The following is a 16,529-nucleotide window of genomic DNA, read 5'->3' on the forward strand; positions in this document are numbered from 1 at the left end:
TGGATTGAATCTTTTTCTTATTTTAATTTTATAAAGCCAACGGTGGAATTTGATACTTTGCAACATTATTTGTGATACTCTCAGCCAACCGCTGATTCTTAGATACTAACGCTAACGCATAGGCAATATACATATTTTGTTGTGCGTTCTTACCATCATCCAACTTGAGTTGACTAAGTGCCATTGTTTGATAAATATCTTCAAGTAAAAACAAACTATTATTTTGCTCACTCAGTTTAATCGCCTTCTTGGCAAGTGATAAAGTACGACCATCTTTGCCAATCTCTTGAAAAAACTTAGCTGCTTGTAAATATGAAGATACCTGATCTTGAACAAGATCAGGACTATCTGAATCAAACTCGTCTAAATCGCGAACGGCTTGATTAACAAATAGTTCTGCCTTATCAAACTCACCTTTTTTCGCATAGGCAAGCCCTAATCCCAAACGTGACATCAGTGAATAGATATCCTTACTGCGATTATTGAACTCATTTAACAACATGCCAAAGTTGAAAATAGCCTCATCTGGATTGTCGTGATTCATCAGTTGCAATTGACCACGATAATAATAGTAAGCCTTAATTTCATCATTCTCTTTCAAACTTCGCAGCTTCACACGATCCAAACGGCTTTCTGCGTTGCGGTACTGAGCAGTCCGCACTGCATAGCCGACCTCACGAAAGATTTGGACAGCCTGATCGTCTGTCTCAACGATCACATCATTTAGTTGAATCCCCAAGCGGCTGCACAGCTTTAATAAGATCTGCATGCTCGGAATTTTATTCCGTTTTTCAATCAAACTGATGGTTGCTTGGGTACAAATGTTTTTAGCCAAATCTTTCTGCGATAACCCCCGTGCTTTGCGGTATGCACGAACCCGAGCGCCTAAAATTCTCATCTTTTCTGCCCCATTCATTCTGCTGAACTAGGCGAGACGCAATGCACTTATTTCAATACACACTCATAGGCCAAACGTTGTGCATTTCCGTCAATATAAATATGACCGCAATACTCAAAACCGACTTTTTGAACTACATGTTGCATTACTTGGTTTTGTTTATGCGTATCAACACGAACGGACACAACTCCTTGATCACGCCTCAACGTTGCCATCAGCTTTGTAAACAGCGTCTCAGCGAGATGCTGTCCACGAAAACGATTTGAGACAGCAACGCGATGAATCGCCGCATATTTAGCAGATGGCATTAACCAGCTACCCGCTTCAATTAACCGGTAGTTCGGATCAACCCCAACTATCGCGGCAGCAACAGCAGCAATTTGAGTGTCATTGGCAAGCACATACAAGCGACTCGCCTTAATATCTGCCAACATATCAGCCTGTGCCGGATAACCATCCTGCCACTGGTCAAACCCTTGCTTTGCAATAAACGTCTGGGCACCACGGATAATCACCATTATTTGATCCATGTCTGCCGTCGTTGCCAGTCGCAATTTAAAGTTACCCAAACACAAACGCCTTCTTCCAAAATGATTGTCGCATCAAGATTAAATTACTTTTACCCCGGCGGTAAAAAATTCACGTTTTGTGAAATAATGTACGTTTTACCATCATCGTCAGGCTCATGAAGCCGCGTGTCAGAACGGTTTCCATCTCCATGTCCGCGATAATTTTTGCCGTTATCATCATCGCATGTTTTCTTAAATTCGTCCAGTGGTATGGACCGATAAATATATTTCTTTTTGACGATAGCAATTATCTTCATGATCGTTGATAAAGCCCGCCGCCTGTAGAAAACTGGTGATTGTTTTGGGTCCAACTCCCTTAATCCCCCATTCATAAAAAAGTGCGGTTGTTTGTTTAATGAATGTATATTTTGCTCGATCGTTTCTCGCTTTTTCTAATCCAAGCGGTTGTTGACGTTGCAAAGCCCATAACTGTTCTGCCGGTGATGCCTCGCCCAACTGCTGCTGTTGCCACTGGCGCGCATTGTGAATTACATTTTCGATCTTCCTTCGATTGCGGATCATAGCTGGATCGGTCAATAGCAGTTGCGTATCTGCTATGGAAAAACCAGCCAGTTGATCAATATCAAAATTTGCTAATCCTTTCTTTAAAGCTGATCGTCGTGACAAAATTAGCGACCACGTCAAACCGGCTTGAAATACTTCTAAGCTTAACAGTTCAAATAATAATTGGTCTTCATACACGGGTACGCCCCATTCGCTATCATGATAATTCATAACCAGTTCATTCCGATCTGCCCATCCACATCGCTGTTGCATGTAAAAACCTCCAATAGTGCTCTTTTAGTCAACACAATAAACATACGTAAAAACGGCCCAGTTTGTTTTTTTGTAAATAAAAAACGGAATCCAATTTAACAGGATTCCGTTTTAAAATTATTTTTCAAAAAGATTTGCACAAATAGCACAACATTTCTAGTTAAACTTCTTCTCACCAACGTGTTCCGTACCTAGTTTAGTAAATGAGTAACTGATGGACTGATTACGTTTGTATTCTGCTAGTCCGTAATCAATGATCTCATCAATCAAACTTGGGTAGTCAATTCCCGAAACACCCCACATTTGTGGATACAAACTAATGTTGGTAAAACCAGGCAACGTGTTTGGTTCACTAAGATAAGGTACACCATCTTTAGACACAAGAAAGTCGATCCGTGCCATCCCCTTAAGTCCAAGGGCAACATAAGCATCCAGTGCCATTTGAGTGATTTCCTGAGTCAAAGATTCCGGCAATACAACGGGCAACTCAAAGACAACACCACTCGCATCGACAAACTTATTATTGTAGTCATAGAAAGTATCTGAATCTGGGACACGAACAGCACCTAATTTTGAAGCCCGTGGTTTTTCATTGCCTAAAATCGAGATTTCAATTTCTTGAGGGCCATCGATTGCCTCTTCGGCCAACACTTTAAAGTCATATTGAAGCGCATCTGCCAATCCAGCATTATATTCATCAGCGTTCGTTACACGATGAATTCCCACTGAAGAGCCTTGATCTGCTGGCTTCAAAAACATGACCCGACCAATTTTGGCGGCAACCGTTTCATAGTCCATTTGATCCTTATTTTCAGGTGTAATGACAACATACTCCGTGTTACGGACGTGTGCTTGTGTCAGAATCCGCTTAGTCATGTCTTTATCAAAGGCCAGTGCGGATGCTAGAACGTTACTCCCAATGTAAGGTTTCTTCAATAATTTGAACAAACCTTGCACAGTCCCATCTTCACCCAAATTACCGTGAATAACAGGATAAAACAAATCGATATCAGACACTTCATTTAGTGCCATGATTGGTGCCAATGGGTTGCTTAAATCAATTTTAGGCATCTCTTCGCTAACAACCAAGTCCTCATCTTCGCCATCAAAAATACGATGTGAGGCTTTATTGCCTAGCAAAATGCCATCCTTGGTAAACACAAATAAGCTGACGTCATATTTGTCCTTGTCCATTGCGTCATAAATGTTATGCGCAGAACGCTTTGAAACATCGTGTTCTGACGAGTTACCACCAAATAATAACGCAATGTGCAGCTTTTTATTTTCCATAACGTTGATCATCCTATCTTTTCTTTTTTCCGGTCAGTAAGTGAACCTTAAGTATACCAGAATCAATCAGTGACACCAACTCACTTTGCCCGTTTAGAAAGGATTTTTTTACTCGTTACAGTCCAAGTTTCAAACCCGCTACGAAAGGAAGTCGACTTCGGCATTAATTGCGTTGCTGACCTCTTCTGGATAATCTTCACGCAAAATCATGGCTGATAGTAAGCGTGATCGGTTAAATAGTCGTGTCCACCCAGCTTCATCCTCTGGCTGAGGTGTATTGCTCAAACGTACACGCCATTGACGCCATTCCTGCAAAAAGGCCTGCTCGTATAAATCGTTTAAATTAACGACCGTCGCTAAATAAGCTGCTAACCGCCGACTTTCTCCAAAAATTAGTGGCGTCCCGAGTCGACGGTATTTTTCTAAGATTTCAATCATTAGAAAAACTTTATCGGCCCGAGTAAGGACCTGGCTTTCCGCTAGTTCATCCAGTAAGTTACCGATATGTGTATAGGCGTGTGCCCAGCCAGAAGTCCCAACAAACCCGCGTGTATCATTCTCTAAGGCAATGTAGGTAGCTAGCTGATCAACTAACCTCATCGTGGTCTCAGCATCTAGAAAATGGGCGTCAACCCGATCCGCATACGCAAGTAAAGATAGAATCATCACCGCAAATGACCGACCAAAAATAGCTTCATTTTCTGGTTCAGTTATATGATTAAATAAAACACGATCCTGCAAAAGCGTATTGACTGCCAAACGTAGCTGAGAATCCGACAACACATGCTGTTGCAACGCATCATTAAAGAAGAAATAAATTCCCCGATCACGTACATCAACATCAGGTGACCCTAAGTGATTTAATAATTGCATCAACTGATCATCGGTGATCTTATCCAACGTTGTCGCCCGAATTTGCTGATTCAACATCTTTAATAGGTCTTTGATGCCATCAGCATCATCAGGCAAACTAACTGGCGTCTCATCATTACTTGGTAAATTATCCAATACAGCACCAATTTTTGTGTTTAGCGACTGAAAAACGGCGCCAGCCTGTACCTGTTGACGAAGATTCCTTAATTGTGTTCGAACATCATCAACCTGTTTCAATTCATCTGCCATCATTATTCACCCATTTCTTTTTCTGGTTACAATCTTACTGACGTTTAAGTCGATAAGCAACTCATGTCGTTTGAACAATTAACATTTGAGCGCACCGGCATAAATCAACCACACAAATCACTAATTTGCGGTACACTAATCGCAGACAGTTTTTAGAAAGAGAGTTGATTATTTATGAAGCCAATTATTGGAATTGGAACCAACCACTTGGTTCGCCCCAGTCAGCACATGAGTACCAACTATGTTGACTATACACAAAAGAATTACGTTTCCTCCCTTGTTAATGCCGGCGCACTGCCCCTACTGTTGCCAATTTCAGACCCAGAGATGGCGGCGGCCTACGTTGAACGTGTGGACGCGATTCTGCTTACCGGCGGTCAAGATGTCAGTCCCCGTCTCTATGGTCAGGACCCGATTCCACAGAATGAATTAAATGATTGGGACCGTGATCAATTTGAACAAGGACTGATTCACGCCGCTATTGCTGCTCACAAACCAATTTTGGGCATTTGCCGTGGCATCCAGCTCATCAACGCGGTTCTGGGTGGAACCGATTATCAAGACATTCCAACGCAGGTACCTAACGCTATTGGTCATAATCAATTTCCAACAGATTGGGCATCACCGGTTCATCGTATTACAACCACAAATGGCAGTTTGCTTCAGCAAATCTATGGCAAACAAGCTTGGGTTAACTCTTTTCATCACCAATCCGTAAGGAAAGTAGCCCCAGGTTTGACTGTCACTGCCACAGCCGCTGATGGCGTTGTGGAAGCCGTCGAAGATTCTGACCGGCATATTTTAGCCGTTCAATTTCATCCTGAAATGATGGCTGCTACCAACCAACAAGCTGCCGCACTGTTTACTGCTTTCGTAAATAGTGTTCGCGATACACTGGCTTAAATTTCATATCATTATGGTTCTAAACAGAAACGTGCCCATGGAGTGTTAATCATCCATGAGCACGTTTTTATTTAATCTCGGAAATTTACTTTGATTCACTCAGTGTTAGTAACCAGGCTTCGTCCCAATCGCCGTTTAAAGCATCGGGGCTTTCCTTTAACGCTGGGTTAACTTCCACAACAGTCCCAATTACTGGACTTGGCATGTCGGAAACAGCCTTTTCGGCTTCAATGCTAGCAAAGGTATCGCCGGCAACTAATTTGCTACCTGCCTTAGGCAAATCGATGTAAGTGACGTTGCCCAATTCGTCTTGCGCGTCCTTGCTTAAGCCCAAGCGAACATTGTCACCATCTTTTTTAGTCCAGAAATACTTGTTTTCATTTTCCACAATCTATTCCTCACTTTATCAACTTATTTGAAGCTAGCTTCACTACTAAACATATAACTCGTGTAATGATAGCGCATCGACATAATTAACCCGACTCCAATCAGATTCCCAATCAAAGCGGATCCCCCCTGACTCACAAACGGCAGTGGAATCCCGGTTAATGGTAGCAGTCCGATGTTCATCCCAATATTTTCAAAAACATGGAATAAAATCATCATGACAACACCAGTTGCAATGTACGCATAAAATTCATTCTTTGTATCAAACGTTACCCTGACCATTTGCCAAATCAAGTAGAAATACAGCATGATCAGTAACAGACCACCAACAAACCCAAAGTTTTCACCAATAACTGAGAAAATCATATCTGATTCCCGAACTGGCACGTAAACGTGAGATACGTTAAATCCGGTACCGAACAGGCCACCTGATCCAATTGCTTTCATGCTCTGCCAGAGTTGATAACCTTGATTAGAGGTGTCCGCCGCCGGATGCCGCCACGTGTCCACACGGGCAAATTGATAGGCCTGGAAACCCAAATGGCCTAACAATGTCCGTCCCCAGTCACTCAGCACCAATGTCAGTGCAACACCACCAACAATGACAACGAGTGCAAAGGTGGGCACAATGATGCGCCAAGTAACCCCTGAAACTAGAACCATACCAGCAAAGATAGCAGCAAACACCAAGTTTGTCCCAAAGTCATTCTGTAACTTCATCAAGACAAAAATCGGCAGCGTCCACAAGAACATTTTACCGATTAACAACCAGTCCGTCTTAACCGTGTGCGTTGGATGATCGTTGTTATGCATTGTGATTACCCGCGCCATCATCAAGATATATGCCGGTTTCATCACTTCAGACGGTTGAAATGTCAACGGCCCGATGGCAAACCAACTACGAGCACCCGTCTGAACATAATACGCACGACTGTAAAACACGAGCACCGCGACCAACAGGAAGATTCCTACGCCATAAGCCAGCGGCGCCAGCTTCCACAACTGTTCGGAATCAAACTGCATTAAAATCACGACCGCGACAGTCCCAATCGCATACCACAAGACCTGTGTAATAACTTGTTTAACGACGCTAACTGACTTCGTATCATGACTGGCAGCGACATAAATCGATGCAATACCGATCAATGCCAGCATAAGTACACAAAAAATAATGCCCCAATCAATGCGTGAATCTAAATCTTTATCTTTGTTTTTGCGGCTAATTGAAGTTCGTCCCTGTTGCACGTGCAGCCTCCTTTAACCATGTAAATTAAACTCAGCCAAGATTGCTTGTAGTGCATCTTCCTGACTATTTGCAACAATCTTTTGACCATTAGCGGTCGTTGCCAGAAACTTTTTATCATTTGGTCGAATATCACCAATGACCTGCTTGTTAACAGAAACTTGTTCGATCGTTTCTCCGTCAACATCAACTTCATCAATCGATACCGGCACTGTTTTATCTTTTTTTGCCATGATGCTCCCCATGAAAGTATGCCGCAACAATTGGATCCATATCTTTAGGATCTGGATTACGGCGAATTGTAAAGAAATCTGGAACCGGATCATATCCGCCGCGAATAAAAGGATTACAACGCAGAATCCGCGCAATTCCCATCACTAAGCCTAGAAAAGCGCCATGCTTTTTTAAAGCCGTCAACATGTAATTTGAACATGTTGGATAATAGCGACAACTTGGCGGAAATAACGGTGAAATAAACCGTTGGTAACCACGAACCAACTTCGTGAGCAACCATTTCATAACTGCCTCCGTTACAACTGTGGACCTTTTTTACCGTTCATTCGCTCTAACAGCTCACCGGCACCTTTAGCCACGTTATCAAGTGGTTGTTCGGAAATCATGACAGGTACTTGGAGCTCGCGAGAAATGAGCTGATCGATACCTTCTAGTAATGAACCACCGCCTGTCAAAATGATGCCACGGTCAATGATATCTGCAGCCAATTCTGGTTGAATTCGTTCTAGGACGCCATGTGCGGCGTCAATGATTTGCTGCAACGTGTCATGCAATGCAGCCTCAACTTCATTAGCATTGATTTCCACGGCATGAGGCATCCCATCAACGGCATCACGACCACGAACTTCCATACTCTCTGGATGTTCTAGATGAATCGCAGTCCCAATTTTAATCTTAATGTTTTCGGCTGAATGTTCACCAATCGTCAGCCCATGTTCACGTTTGACATAAGCCGCGATATCAGCATTCATTCGGTCACCAGCCATGCGTAATGATGTGCTGGCAACAATATCGCCAAGAGATAAGACCGCAATATCAGAGGTCCCACCACCGATATCAATCACCATGTTACCAGTCGCCTGATAAACATCTAAACCAGCACCAATAGCAGCAACCTTAGGCTCATATTCCAAGTAAACCTTGGCGCCACCAGATTTTTCGGCAGCTTGAATGATAGCCTTTCGTTCAATTTCAGTAATGTTGGTTGGGGCACAAATCATAATGTTAGGACGCGACATAAAGCCCTTCACGTTCAGCTTATTAATGAAGTATGACAGCATTTCCTCCGTAACATCAAAATCGGAAATAACCCCGTCCTTTAATGGGCGAATGGCCCGAATATTGCTGGGCGTGCGGCCAACCATTCGGTAAGCTTCTGAACCCACAGCTAAAACACGCTCAGTTTTGGTATCTACGGCAACGACGGACGGTTCATCAAGAACGATGCCCTTGCCAACAACATAAATCAACACATTGGCCGTGCCTAAATCGATTCCAATATCTTTGGCCATGTTGAACTCCTTTCAATTCGTACAATTTCAATGCACAATTATAGCATATTACCACTTTGTCCGTCAGCAGTTGATCAGTCAAAATCCGCGGAGAAACAGGAATTTGCAAACATTTTTAGGTTTTCGTTAATTTCCGTCTCAGAGCCAAAAATTGTTATACGCAAATAAATCATCTTAAATTTTTTCTTCACGATGTCTATCAACGTAGAATGTCCTCATTCACCAAAAAATGGGAATGAGGACATTTTGCATTAACCAGTTTCTGTTAACTGTAAATCAATTAGTGTCATGATCCAAGTCAAACCAAGCTAACTAATTAGATTACTTTCAGACTCTTCTTTGAAATAACAGCCTTGAGATCCGTATCAATATCAACACGTTCAATTTCTGCCCCAAGGTTTGCCAATTTTTCATGGAAATCACAATAGCCGCGATCCAAGTATTTCAGATTAGTGACCGTCGTATATCCATTTGCCACTAATCCAGCCAGCACAAGGGCAGCTGCGGCTCGCAAATCGGTTGCGGCTACTTCAGCACCATTAAAGTTTGTTGGCCCCTGAAGTGCTACTGAACGGCCCTCAATGGTAAAGTGAGCATTCATTCGACGAAGTTCGTTTAAGTGGTTAAAACGATTTTCAAACACAGTTTCTGTTAACGTGCTGGTGCCGTCAGCCATCAACTGAAGAACCGATACCTGAGGCTGCATATCCGTCGGAAAACCTGGATGCGGAGCAGTTTTAACGTTGGCTGCCATCAACTTGTCAGGTCCAATAATACGCAGGCCTTTCTGTTCCTCGCGAACCTCGACGCCCATTTCTAATAACTTTGAAATTAATGGCTTATTGTGTTCAGGAATTGCATCAGCAATTAAAACGTCACCGTGAGTAATTGCGGCAGCAACCATAAATGTACCTGCTTCAATCCGGTCCTGAACCACACTGTGCTCGCAGCCATGCAAAGCGGGCACACCCTCGATACGAATTGACTCAGTGCCTGCACCAAAGACTTTAGCGCCCATCTTGTTCAAAACGTTAGCTAAATCAACAATTTCTGGTTCGCGCGCCACATTTTTAATTGTAGTGGTGCCCTCAGCTAAGGTTGCGGCCATCATAATGTTTTCGGTTGCCCCGACACTAGGAAAATCCAAGTAAATGTTAGCGCCAACCAACTTATCCGCACTAGCCTCGATATAACCATCATGCTGTTCAATTTTAGCACCGAGCGCTTCAAAGCCCTTTAAATGCAGATCAATTGGACGACTGCCGATTGCACAGCCACCTGGCATCGCTACACGAGCACGACCGACTCTTGCTAACAAGGGACCCATGACAACAATTGAAGCACGCATTTTCGAAACGTACTCAAACGGTGTTTCAAAACCAACCTTCTTGCTGGCATTAAAAGTCACAGACTTAACCCGCCGGTCAAAATCGACACTGACATTGAGAAAACTTAGCACCTTATTCATCATAAACACGTCGGACAGGGCGGGAACGTTAGTTAAAATCAATTCACCCGTTGAGGCTAACAGCGATGCAGCCTGAATTGGCAACACAGCATTTTTAGCGCCCTCGATATGTACGGTTCCCTTCAATGGCTGACCGCCATGAACAATGATTTTTTCCATAAAGATGTTCCTCCAAACTCAATTTCCTAGTGCAACAGTTTTAATTGTTAATAACAACAAGTTTCAATCATGGCTTAAATCCAATGATCGACTGAAATAAGTCAATAAAAAAGGAGCTACAAGTATATCCAATGACGATTGCCAGTAAAACTAGAATTGCCTGTGCCTGGCGTGGATATAATGGCATGATTTTGACAAGTGGTAATGGCTTGATTGCCCATAGTGCAAACCAAATAAAGGCCAGTTGAAACACTATTTTAATTACCACAGAAAAACCATATACAGCCATCTTGCACCTCTTTGATTGATACAACCAATTCTATCATACTCGTTAAATGAGTTCCTTAAAAAAACACCGTAAAAAAGAGACTTACTAAAAACTTAGTAAGCCTCTTGAGTGACACATTTAATTGTCTTTATCGATTACGTTGATGTGATGCAACATTGATTCGATTAATTGCCCTACGCAATGCAACTTCTGCGCGACGTAGTTCATTCGCATCATGTTCTTGTTGGGCGTGTTCAATAGCCTCTTGTGCTCGTTTACGTGCATTTTCCGCACGTGTAACGTCGATTGCATCTTGTTGCTCAGCTGAGTCAGCAACGATGGTCGCAACGTTATTCGAGAACTCAACAAAACCACCATTTACGGCAATTTCATCTTCAGCATCTTGGTCACCCTTCACCCTGATTTCGTCAATCTCCAAAGCGGCAATTAATGGCACGTGATTAGGTAAAATCCCAATTTCTCCGTTTGTTGTTTTAGCAACAAACATGGATGCATGGTCATTATCATAAGACGTTCCATCAGGCGTCACAATCGTAACAGTTAAATGAGGTTCAGCCATTGGTCACGCCTCCTTTAATTATTACCCTGCAATTGCTTTGCCTTTGCCACAGCCTGATCCACAGTTCCGACAAGACGGAATGCTTCTTCAGGAAGATCGTCGTACTTACCATCCAAAATTTCCTTAAAGTCTTCCACCGTATCTTCAACAGAAACGTATTGACCATCAATCCCAGTAAATTGAGACGCAACGGAGAATGGTTGACTTAAGAAGTTTTGAATCCGGCGAGCACGGGCAACAATTGTTTGTTCTTCGTCAGACAATTCATCCATCCCTAAAATAGAGATGATGTCTTGCAATTCATGGTAACGTTGCAAGATTTGCTGAACACGGGTTGCAACATCATAGTGATCCTGACCAACAATTTCTGGTGTCAGCGCTGAAGACGTTGATTCCAATGGGTCCACGGCTGGGTAGATCCCTTGTTGAGTCAGATAACGTTCCAAGTTAGTCGTCGCATCCAAGTGCGCAAAGGTCGTAGCAGGGGCCGGATCCGTGTAGTCATCGGCTGGCACATATACGGCTTGAATCGACGTGATGGAACCCTTTTGGGTAGATGTAATCCGTTCTTGCAATTGCCCCATTTCAGTTGCTAACGTTGGCTGATAACCAACGGCCGAAGGAATCCGCCCCAGAAGAGCAGAAACTTCAGAACCAGCTTGGGTAAACCGGAAGATGTTGTCAATAAATAACAGCACATCCTGGCCTTTAACATCACGGAAGTATTCCGCAATCGTCAAACCAGTTAAAGCAACACGCATACGGGCACCAGGCGGTTCATTCATCTGACCATAAACCATGGCTGTCTGTTTAAGGACACCTGATCCCTTCATTTCAAAGTACATGTCGTTACCTTCACGGGTACGTTCACCAACACCAGTGAACACTGAAATCCCGTTGTGGCCTTGCGCAATGTTGTGAATTAATTCTTGAATCAGAACTGTTTTACCAACACCGGCACCACCGAAAAGTCCGACTTTACCACCACGAACATATGGGGCAAGTAAATCAATAACTTTGATCCCTGTTTCAAGGATCTCAGTACTAGTTGTCAATTGGTCATATGCTGGCGCTTCCCGATGAATCGGGTTACGTTGAGCATCAGGACCGAAGTCCTCACCGCCGTCGATGGGTTCCCCAAGGACATTAAATACCCGGCCCAATGTGTCTTCACCAACAGGAACAGAAATAGAACCACCAGTGTCCTCAACTTCCATCCCACGTTGCAAGCCATCTGTTCCATCCATCGCGATTGTCCGGACAACTCCGTCACCTAATTCCAAGGTAACTTCGACCGTCAAATCCTTTTGGTTGGGACGCTTAACTAAGAGCGCATTGTTAATGGCAGGTAATGTGCCGTCCAGAGGGAATTCAACGTCAACGACTGGGCCGATAACTTGAACAATCTTACCAGAACTCATGTACGTTTCTTCCTTCCGCTTATTTTTCAACCATAAACTTTCCTTATGGATGCTTCCAATTACTCTAAGGCAGCCTGACCACCAGTAATTTCAGTGATTTCAGTCGTAATCGCACTCTGGCGAGCACGGTTATACTGTAAACTCAGGCTGTCAATGAGGTCATGGGCATTATCAGAAGCAGTCTGCATCGCAGTTGCACTGGACGCATGCTCTGACGTTTTACCATCGAGAATCGCACCGTAAACTAAGCTTTCAGCATACTGCGGCAATACAACTTGTAAAATCTCTTCAGCAGAAGGTTCCAATTCATATTCCGGCGTAATACTGATCGGCGCAGTCTTAGGTTGAACAACTTCATCACCATCAGGTTTCGTATCTTCAATCGTGTCACCAGTAATTGGTAACATGCGTGTCGAACGAAAACGTGATGTGAGTCGATTAACAAAATGACTGTAACAAACATACAGTTCATCAAAAACTTCGTTATTGTACATAGCTGTCACAGTTTTAACGATTTCCCGAACTTCAACAAAAGTTGGTACATCGCTAACACCACGGTATTCATAAGCAACATTCATGCCCCGTTTCTTAAAGAAATCGGCACCCATGCCACCGACGGCCATAATGACATAATCATCAGGCGTCTTACCATGCTCATTAATAAAATCATTAGTCGACTTGATAATGTTGCTATTGTAACTTCCTACAAGTCCACGGTCAGAGGTCACGACCAACAATCCTGTTTTTTTAACAGGACGTTGTGTCATTAAGCCACTGACAGGTACATCATCATTTTTACTGGTCGAGCTCATATCAACGTTACCCGAATCCAATAAATGTGATGCAGCAAGGTGAGTCACAACACTTTCAACCTTTGATGCATAAACTTGATAACCACTCGTATGACGTTGAATTTGACTCAACTTTGACGTTGAAACCATTTGCATGGCTGTCGTAATCTGAGACGTCTTTTGCGTCGAACTAATGCGGCGTTTAACTTCGTTCAATGCTGCAGGCATTTGCTCACCTTCCTTTCAACCTACTTTGTACCGTCAGTGGCGGCAGCTTTCGTTGGTTGGAAAGAATCAGCAAATGCTGAAATTGCAGCCTTCATGTCGTCATCAGCGGGCAAGTTACCAGTCGTCTTAATGGTGTCCAACAGGTCTGCATGGTTAGCGTCAAAATTATCGAACAATTCACTCTGGAACCGTGCAATATCAGCCACGTCAACCTTGTCCAAATATCCGTGAGTCAAGGCGTACAGAATCACAACTTGTTTTTCAACAGGCAGTGGTTGATGGAGTGGTTGTTTCAACACTTCAATCGTCCGTTGACCACGGTTCAAGCGGTCTTGGGTCGCTTGATCCAAATCAGAACCAAATTGTGCGAACGATGCCAGTTCAGCGTATGAAGAGAGGTCCAAACGCAATGTCCCAGCAACTTTCTTCATGGCTTTAACCTGTGCGTCACCACCAACACGGGAAACAGAAGTCCCGGCATCAATGGCCGGACGAACACCTGAATAGAACGAATCTGAGTTCAGGAAGATCTGTCCATCAGTGATGGAAATAACGTTAGTTGGAATATAAGCCGAAACATCACCGGCTTGGGTTTCAATGATTGGCAAAGCAGTCATTGAGCCACCGCCCATTTCGTCACTTAACTTCGCAGCACGTTCAAGTAACCGTGAGTGAGTGTAGAAAATATCCCCAGGGTAAGCTTCACGACCTGGTGGCCGACGAAGAATTAAGGAAAGTTCACGATAAGCAACGGCTTGCTTTGATAAGTCATCATAGATGATTAACACATGCTTACCGTTATACATGAATTCTTCACCCATTGCCGCACCGGCATATGGTGCCAAGTACAACATTGGTGCTGGTTCAGAAGGACCAGCAGAAACAACAATCGTGTAATCCATGGCGCCTAACTGACGTAACGTTTCAACCTGTGCACGCACAGTTGATTCCTTCTGGCCAATAGCAACGTAGACACAGATCATGTCCTGATCTTTTTGGTTAACAATTGTATCAATAGCTAATGATGTCTTCCCAGTTTTCCGGTCACCAATGATCAACTCACGCTGACCACGACCAATCGGTACCAAGGCATCAATCGCTTTGATCCCAGTCTGTAATGGTTCACTAACGGACTTCCGTTGCATAACACCCGGGGCCTTAAATTCAACAGGGCGCGTGTGATCTGTTTTCATCTCACCCTTGCCGTCGATAGGTTGACCTAGAGAGTTCACAACACGGCCAATAAGGGCATCACCTACTGGTACTTCCATAATCCGGCCAGTCCGTTTAACGGACGAACCTTCTTGGATACCATCGTAAGCACCCAAAACAACGATTCCGACGTCATCGGATTCAAGGTTTTGGACCATCCCATACACGCCGTTATCGAATTCAAGTAATTCGCCAGCTAATGCATTATCCAGACCATGAGCACGAGCAACCCCGTCACCAACGTAGGTTACTGTTCCCGTTTCTTCAACGGTTAGCTCTTCTTGATAGTTCTCAAGTTGTTGCTTAATCAGAGCGCTGATTTCTTCAGCTTTGATGCTCATGCGGAATTCACCTCTTTGTTTAAAAATTTATCGCGTCAAACTTTGACGGATATGCGCTAGACGGGTACGAATCGAACCGTCAATCACGGTGTTATTACTGTTGACGATCACGCCACCAATAATATCTGGATTAACAATTTGATTTACGTGTACAGTTTTAGCACCGACCCGCTTAGCAATGCTGTCCGCTAGCCGCTGTTTTTGAGTCTCATCGAGACTTACAGCAGTAGTTACGTCAGCATAAACTGTTTGGTTTTGTTCATCATAGAGCCGTTTGAACTCATCAATGATTGCGACCGTATCATCCAACCGGCCGTAGTCGAAAAGCATTTGTAAAAAGTTATGAACTAGTGGACTAGTTGAGCTTAACAAAGGCTTCAAGAGGGCTTCCTTCTCGGGGTTCTGTAAACCAGCACCTGTCAAAACCGTTCCCAAATTAGGCACGGATTGAAAAACGCCTTGGACTTGGATGAGCTCATCATAAACCGGTTCCAGTTGCTGCTTTTCGTTTGCCGCGTCAAACATGGCACGACCATAACGACGAGCAACTTGCGATTTAGCGAGTTTGGTCATCTTTTCCCAACCCTTCGATATAAGAATCAATCAATGCCTTTTGATCGTCGGCATTTAATTGCTTGTGAATGATCTTGGAAGCAATCTCAATAGACAAATCAGCCACGTCTTTACGTGCGCTTACAAGAGCGTCTTGACGTTGTTGTTCAATATCAGAAGTGGCGTTCTCGCGTAACTTCTGGGCATCTGATTGTGCTTGGTTAATAATCTTGTCACGTTGTTGATTACCCGCATCCTTAGCGTCAGCAACAATTGTTGAGGCTTCTTGATGTGAGTTGGCAAGTGCATCACGACGTTGACTTGCTAAACTTTCTGCATCAGAGCGTGACTTTTCAGCAGAATCAATGTCGTTAGCAATTTTCGTGGCCCGGTCATTCATCATTTTCGTAACGGGTTTCCAAGCAAACACCTTAACTAACCACATTAACAATACAAATGCGACCATATAAAACAGCATATCGCCGTAATCAAAACCCTTTTCAGCCGCTAAAACTAATGGTGAAAACATCTATTGGCACCTCCCTTGTCAGAATTAGTACTTCTTTAGTCTTGAAACTACTTGTTCATAACTAAGAAGGCGATAACGATAGAAATGATTGGCATAGCTTCAATTAAACCAACACCAATGAACATCGTTCCACGAAGTTGACCGGATAATTCTGGCTGACGTGCCATACCATCCAAGGTCTTAGAAATAACCATCCCGTCACCGACACCGGCACCGATAGCTGCCGCAGCAGCGGCAATTCCAGCAGCAATTGCTCCCATAATAT

The 16,529-nt window shown here is 43.6% G+C and carries 20 protein-coding genes; 1 reads left to right on the forward strand and 19 read right to left on the reverse strand.

Annotated features, from left to right (window positions below):
- Positions 1 to 28: 28 nt before the first annotated feature.
- The 5 genes from LROSL1_RS09420 to LROSL1_RS09440 all read right to left on the reverse strand — a co-directional run bounded on the left by LROSL1_RS09420 (position 29) and on the right by LROSL1_RS09440 (position 4,659).
- Positions 29 to 898, reverse strand: a complete 870-nt coding sequence (locus tag LROSL1_RS09420; RefSeq protein WP_017261228.1) for a helix-turn-helix domain-containing protein — start codon at positions 896 to 898, stop codon at positions 29 to 31.
- A gap of 47 nt (positions 899 to 945) precedes the next feature.
- Entirely contained in the window at positions 946 to 1,467 is a 522-nt protein-coding gene (locus tag LROSL1_RS09425; RefSeq protein WP_017261229.1) for a GNAT family N-acetyltransferase, read from the reverse strand.
- Positions 1,468 to 1,659: 192 nt separating this feature from the next.
- Entirely contained in the window at positions 1,660 to 2,244 is a 585-nt protein-coding gene (locus LROSL1_RS09430; RefSeq protein ID WP_178914427.1) for a DNA-3-methyladenine glycosylase I, read from the reverse strand.
- 156 nt (positions 2,245 to 2,400) lie between these two features.
- Positions 2,401 to 3,534: a D-alanine--D-alanine ligase family protein gene (locus LROSL1_RS09435; RefSeq protein WP_178914428.1), complete on the reverse strand. Its 1,134-nt coding sequence runs from the start codon at positions 3,532 to 3,534 to the stop codon at positions 2,401 to 2,403.
- 138 nt (positions 3,535 to 3,672) lie between these two features.
- Positions 3,673 to 4,659, reverse strand: coding sequence for a DUF2785 domain-containing protein (locus tag LROSL1_RS09440; RefSeq protein WP_035143778.1), 987 nt, complete (start codon positions 4,657 to 4,659; stop codon positions 3,673 to 3,675).
- A gap of 171 nt (positions 4,660 to 4,830) precedes the next feature.
- Here LROSL1_RS09440 and LROSL1_RS09445 point away from each other — a divergent pair, with 171 nt between their 5' ends.
- Positions 4,831 to 5,559 carry a gamma-glutamyl-gamma-aminobutyrate hydrolase family protein gene (locus tag LROSL1_RS09445; protein ID WP_017261234.1) on the forward strand — a complete coding sequence of 243 codons (729 nt, stop codon included), beginning with the start codon at positions 4,831 to 4,833 and terminating at the stop codon, positions 5,557 to 5,559.
- A gap of 85 nt (positions 5,560 to 5,644) precedes the next feature.
- On the opposite strand, the gene LROSL1_RS09450 is transcribed toward LROSL1_RS09445, so the two are convergent.
- The 14 genes from LROSL1_RS09450 to atpE all read right to left on the reverse strand — a co-directional run bounded on the left by LROSL1_RS09450 (position 5,645) and on the right by atpE (position 16,524).
- Positions 5,645 to 5,947 carry a glycine cleavage system H family protein gene (locus LROSL1_RS09450; protein WP_178914429.1) on the reverse strand — a complete coding sequence of 101 codons (303 nt, stop codon included), beginning with the start codon at positions 5,945 to 5,947 and terminating at the stop codon, positions 5,645 to 5,647.
- A gap of 23 nt (positions 5,948 to 5,970) precedes the next feature.
- Entirely contained in the window at positions 5,971 to 7,191 is a 1,221-nt protein-coding gene (locus LROSL1_RS09455; protein WP_017261236.1) for an FtsW/RodA/SpoVE family cell cycle protein, read from the reverse strand.
- A 12-nt stretch (positions 7,192 to 7,203) separates the two neighbouring features.
- The gene (locus tag LROSL1_RS09460) at positions 7,204 to 7,422 is read right to left on the reverse strand and encodes a DUF2969 domain-containing protein (RefSeq protein WP_017261237.1); all 219 of its coding nucleotides are present in this window, start codon (positions 7,420 to 7,422) and stop codon (positions 7,204 to 7,206) included.
- Entirely contained in the window at positions 7,406 to 7,708 is a 303-nt protein-coding gene (gene yidD / locus LROSL1_RS09465) for a membrane protein insertion efficiency factor YidD (protein ID WP_017261238.1), read from the reverse strand. The genes LROSL1_RS09460 and yidD overlap by 17 nt, the downstream gene beginning before the upstream one ends.
- 11 nt (positions 7,709 to 7,719) lie before the next feature.
- Positions 7,720 to 8,715 (reverse strand): rod shape-determining protein, encoded by a 996-nt coding sequence (mreB, locus tag LROSL1_RS09470; RefSeq protein ID WP_017261239.1) that lies wholly within the window; start codon positions 8,713 to 8,715, stop codon positions 7,720 to 7,722.
- Between the two features lie 316 nt (positions 8,716 to 9,031).
- Entirely contained in the window at positions 9,032 to 10,342 is a 1,311-nt protein-coding gene (murA, locus tag LROSL1_RS09475) for a UDP-N-acetylglucosamine 1-carboxyvinyltransferase (protein ID WP_178914430.1), read from the reverse strand.
- 67 nt (positions 10,343 to 10,409) lie between these two features.
- Positions 10,410 to 10,631 carry a DUF1146 family protein gene (locus LROSL1_RS09480; RefSeq protein WP_178914431.1) on the reverse strand — a complete coding sequence of 74 codons (222 nt, stop codon included), beginning with the start codon at positions 10,629 to 10,631 and terminating at the stop codon, positions 10,410 to 10,412.
- Positions 10,632 to 10,758: 127 nt separating this feature from the next.
- The gene (locus tag LROSL1_RS09485) at positions 10,759 to 11,190 is read right to left on the reverse strand and encodes a F0F1 ATP synthase subunit epsilon (RefSeq protein WP_017261243.1); all 432 of its coding nucleotides are present in this window, start codon (positions 11,188 to 11,190) and stop codon (positions 10,759 to 10,761) included.
- 14 nt (positions 11,191 to 11,204) lie between these two features.
- Entirely contained in the window at positions 11,205 to 12,611 is a 1,407-nt protein-coding gene (gene atpD, locus LROSL1_RS09490; RefSeq protein ID WP_017261244.1) for a F0F1 ATP synthase subunit beta, read from the reverse strand.
- Positions 12,612 to 12,670: 59 nt separating this feature from the next.
- Positions 12,671 to 13,630 (reverse strand): F0F1 ATP synthase subunit gamma, encoded by a 960-nt coding sequence (locus LROSL1_RS09495; protein WP_017261245.1) that lies wholly within the window; start codon positions 13,628 to 13,630, stop codon positions 12,671 to 12,673.
- 20 nt (positions 13,631 to 13,650) lie between these two features.
- Positions 13,651 to 15,183: a F0F1 ATP synthase subunit alpha gene (gene atpA / locus LROSL1_RS09500; RefSeq protein ID WP_017261246.1), complete on the reverse strand. Its 1,533-nt coding sequence runs from the start codon at positions 15,181 to 15,183 to the stop codon at positions 13,651 to 13,653.
- Between the two features lie 27 nt (positions 15,184 to 15,210).
- The gene (gene atpH / locus LROSL1_RS09505) at positions 15,211 to 15,756 is read right to left on the reverse strand and encodes an ATP synthase F1 subunit delta (protein WP_017261247.1); all 546 of its coding nucleotides are present in this window, start codon (positions 15,754 to 15,756) and stop codon (positions 15,211 to 15,213) included.
- Positions 15,740 to 16,264, reverse strand: coding sequence for a F0F1 ATP synthase subunit B (gene atpF, locus LROSL1_RS09510; RefSeq protein ID WP_017261248.1), 525 nt, complete (start codon positions 16,262 to 16,264; stop codon positions 15,740 to 15,742). Before atpF ends, atpH begins: the two co-directional genes overlap by 17 nt.
- A gap of 47 nt (positions 16,265 to 16,311) precedes the next feature.
- Positions 16,312 to 16,524, reverse strand: a complete 213-nt coding sequence (atpE, locus tag LROSL1_RS09515; protein ID WP_017261249.1) for a F0F1 ATP synthase subunit C — start codon at positions 16,522 to 16,524, stop codon at positions 16,312 to 16,314.
- Positions 16,525 to 16,529: the final 5 nt, after the last annotated feature.

The sequence above is a fragment of the Furfurilactobacillus rossiae genome (assembly GCF_013394005.1).
GTDB lineage: Bacteria > Bacillota > Bacilli > Lactobacillales > Lactobacillaceae > Furfurilactobacillus > Furfurilactobacillus rossiae.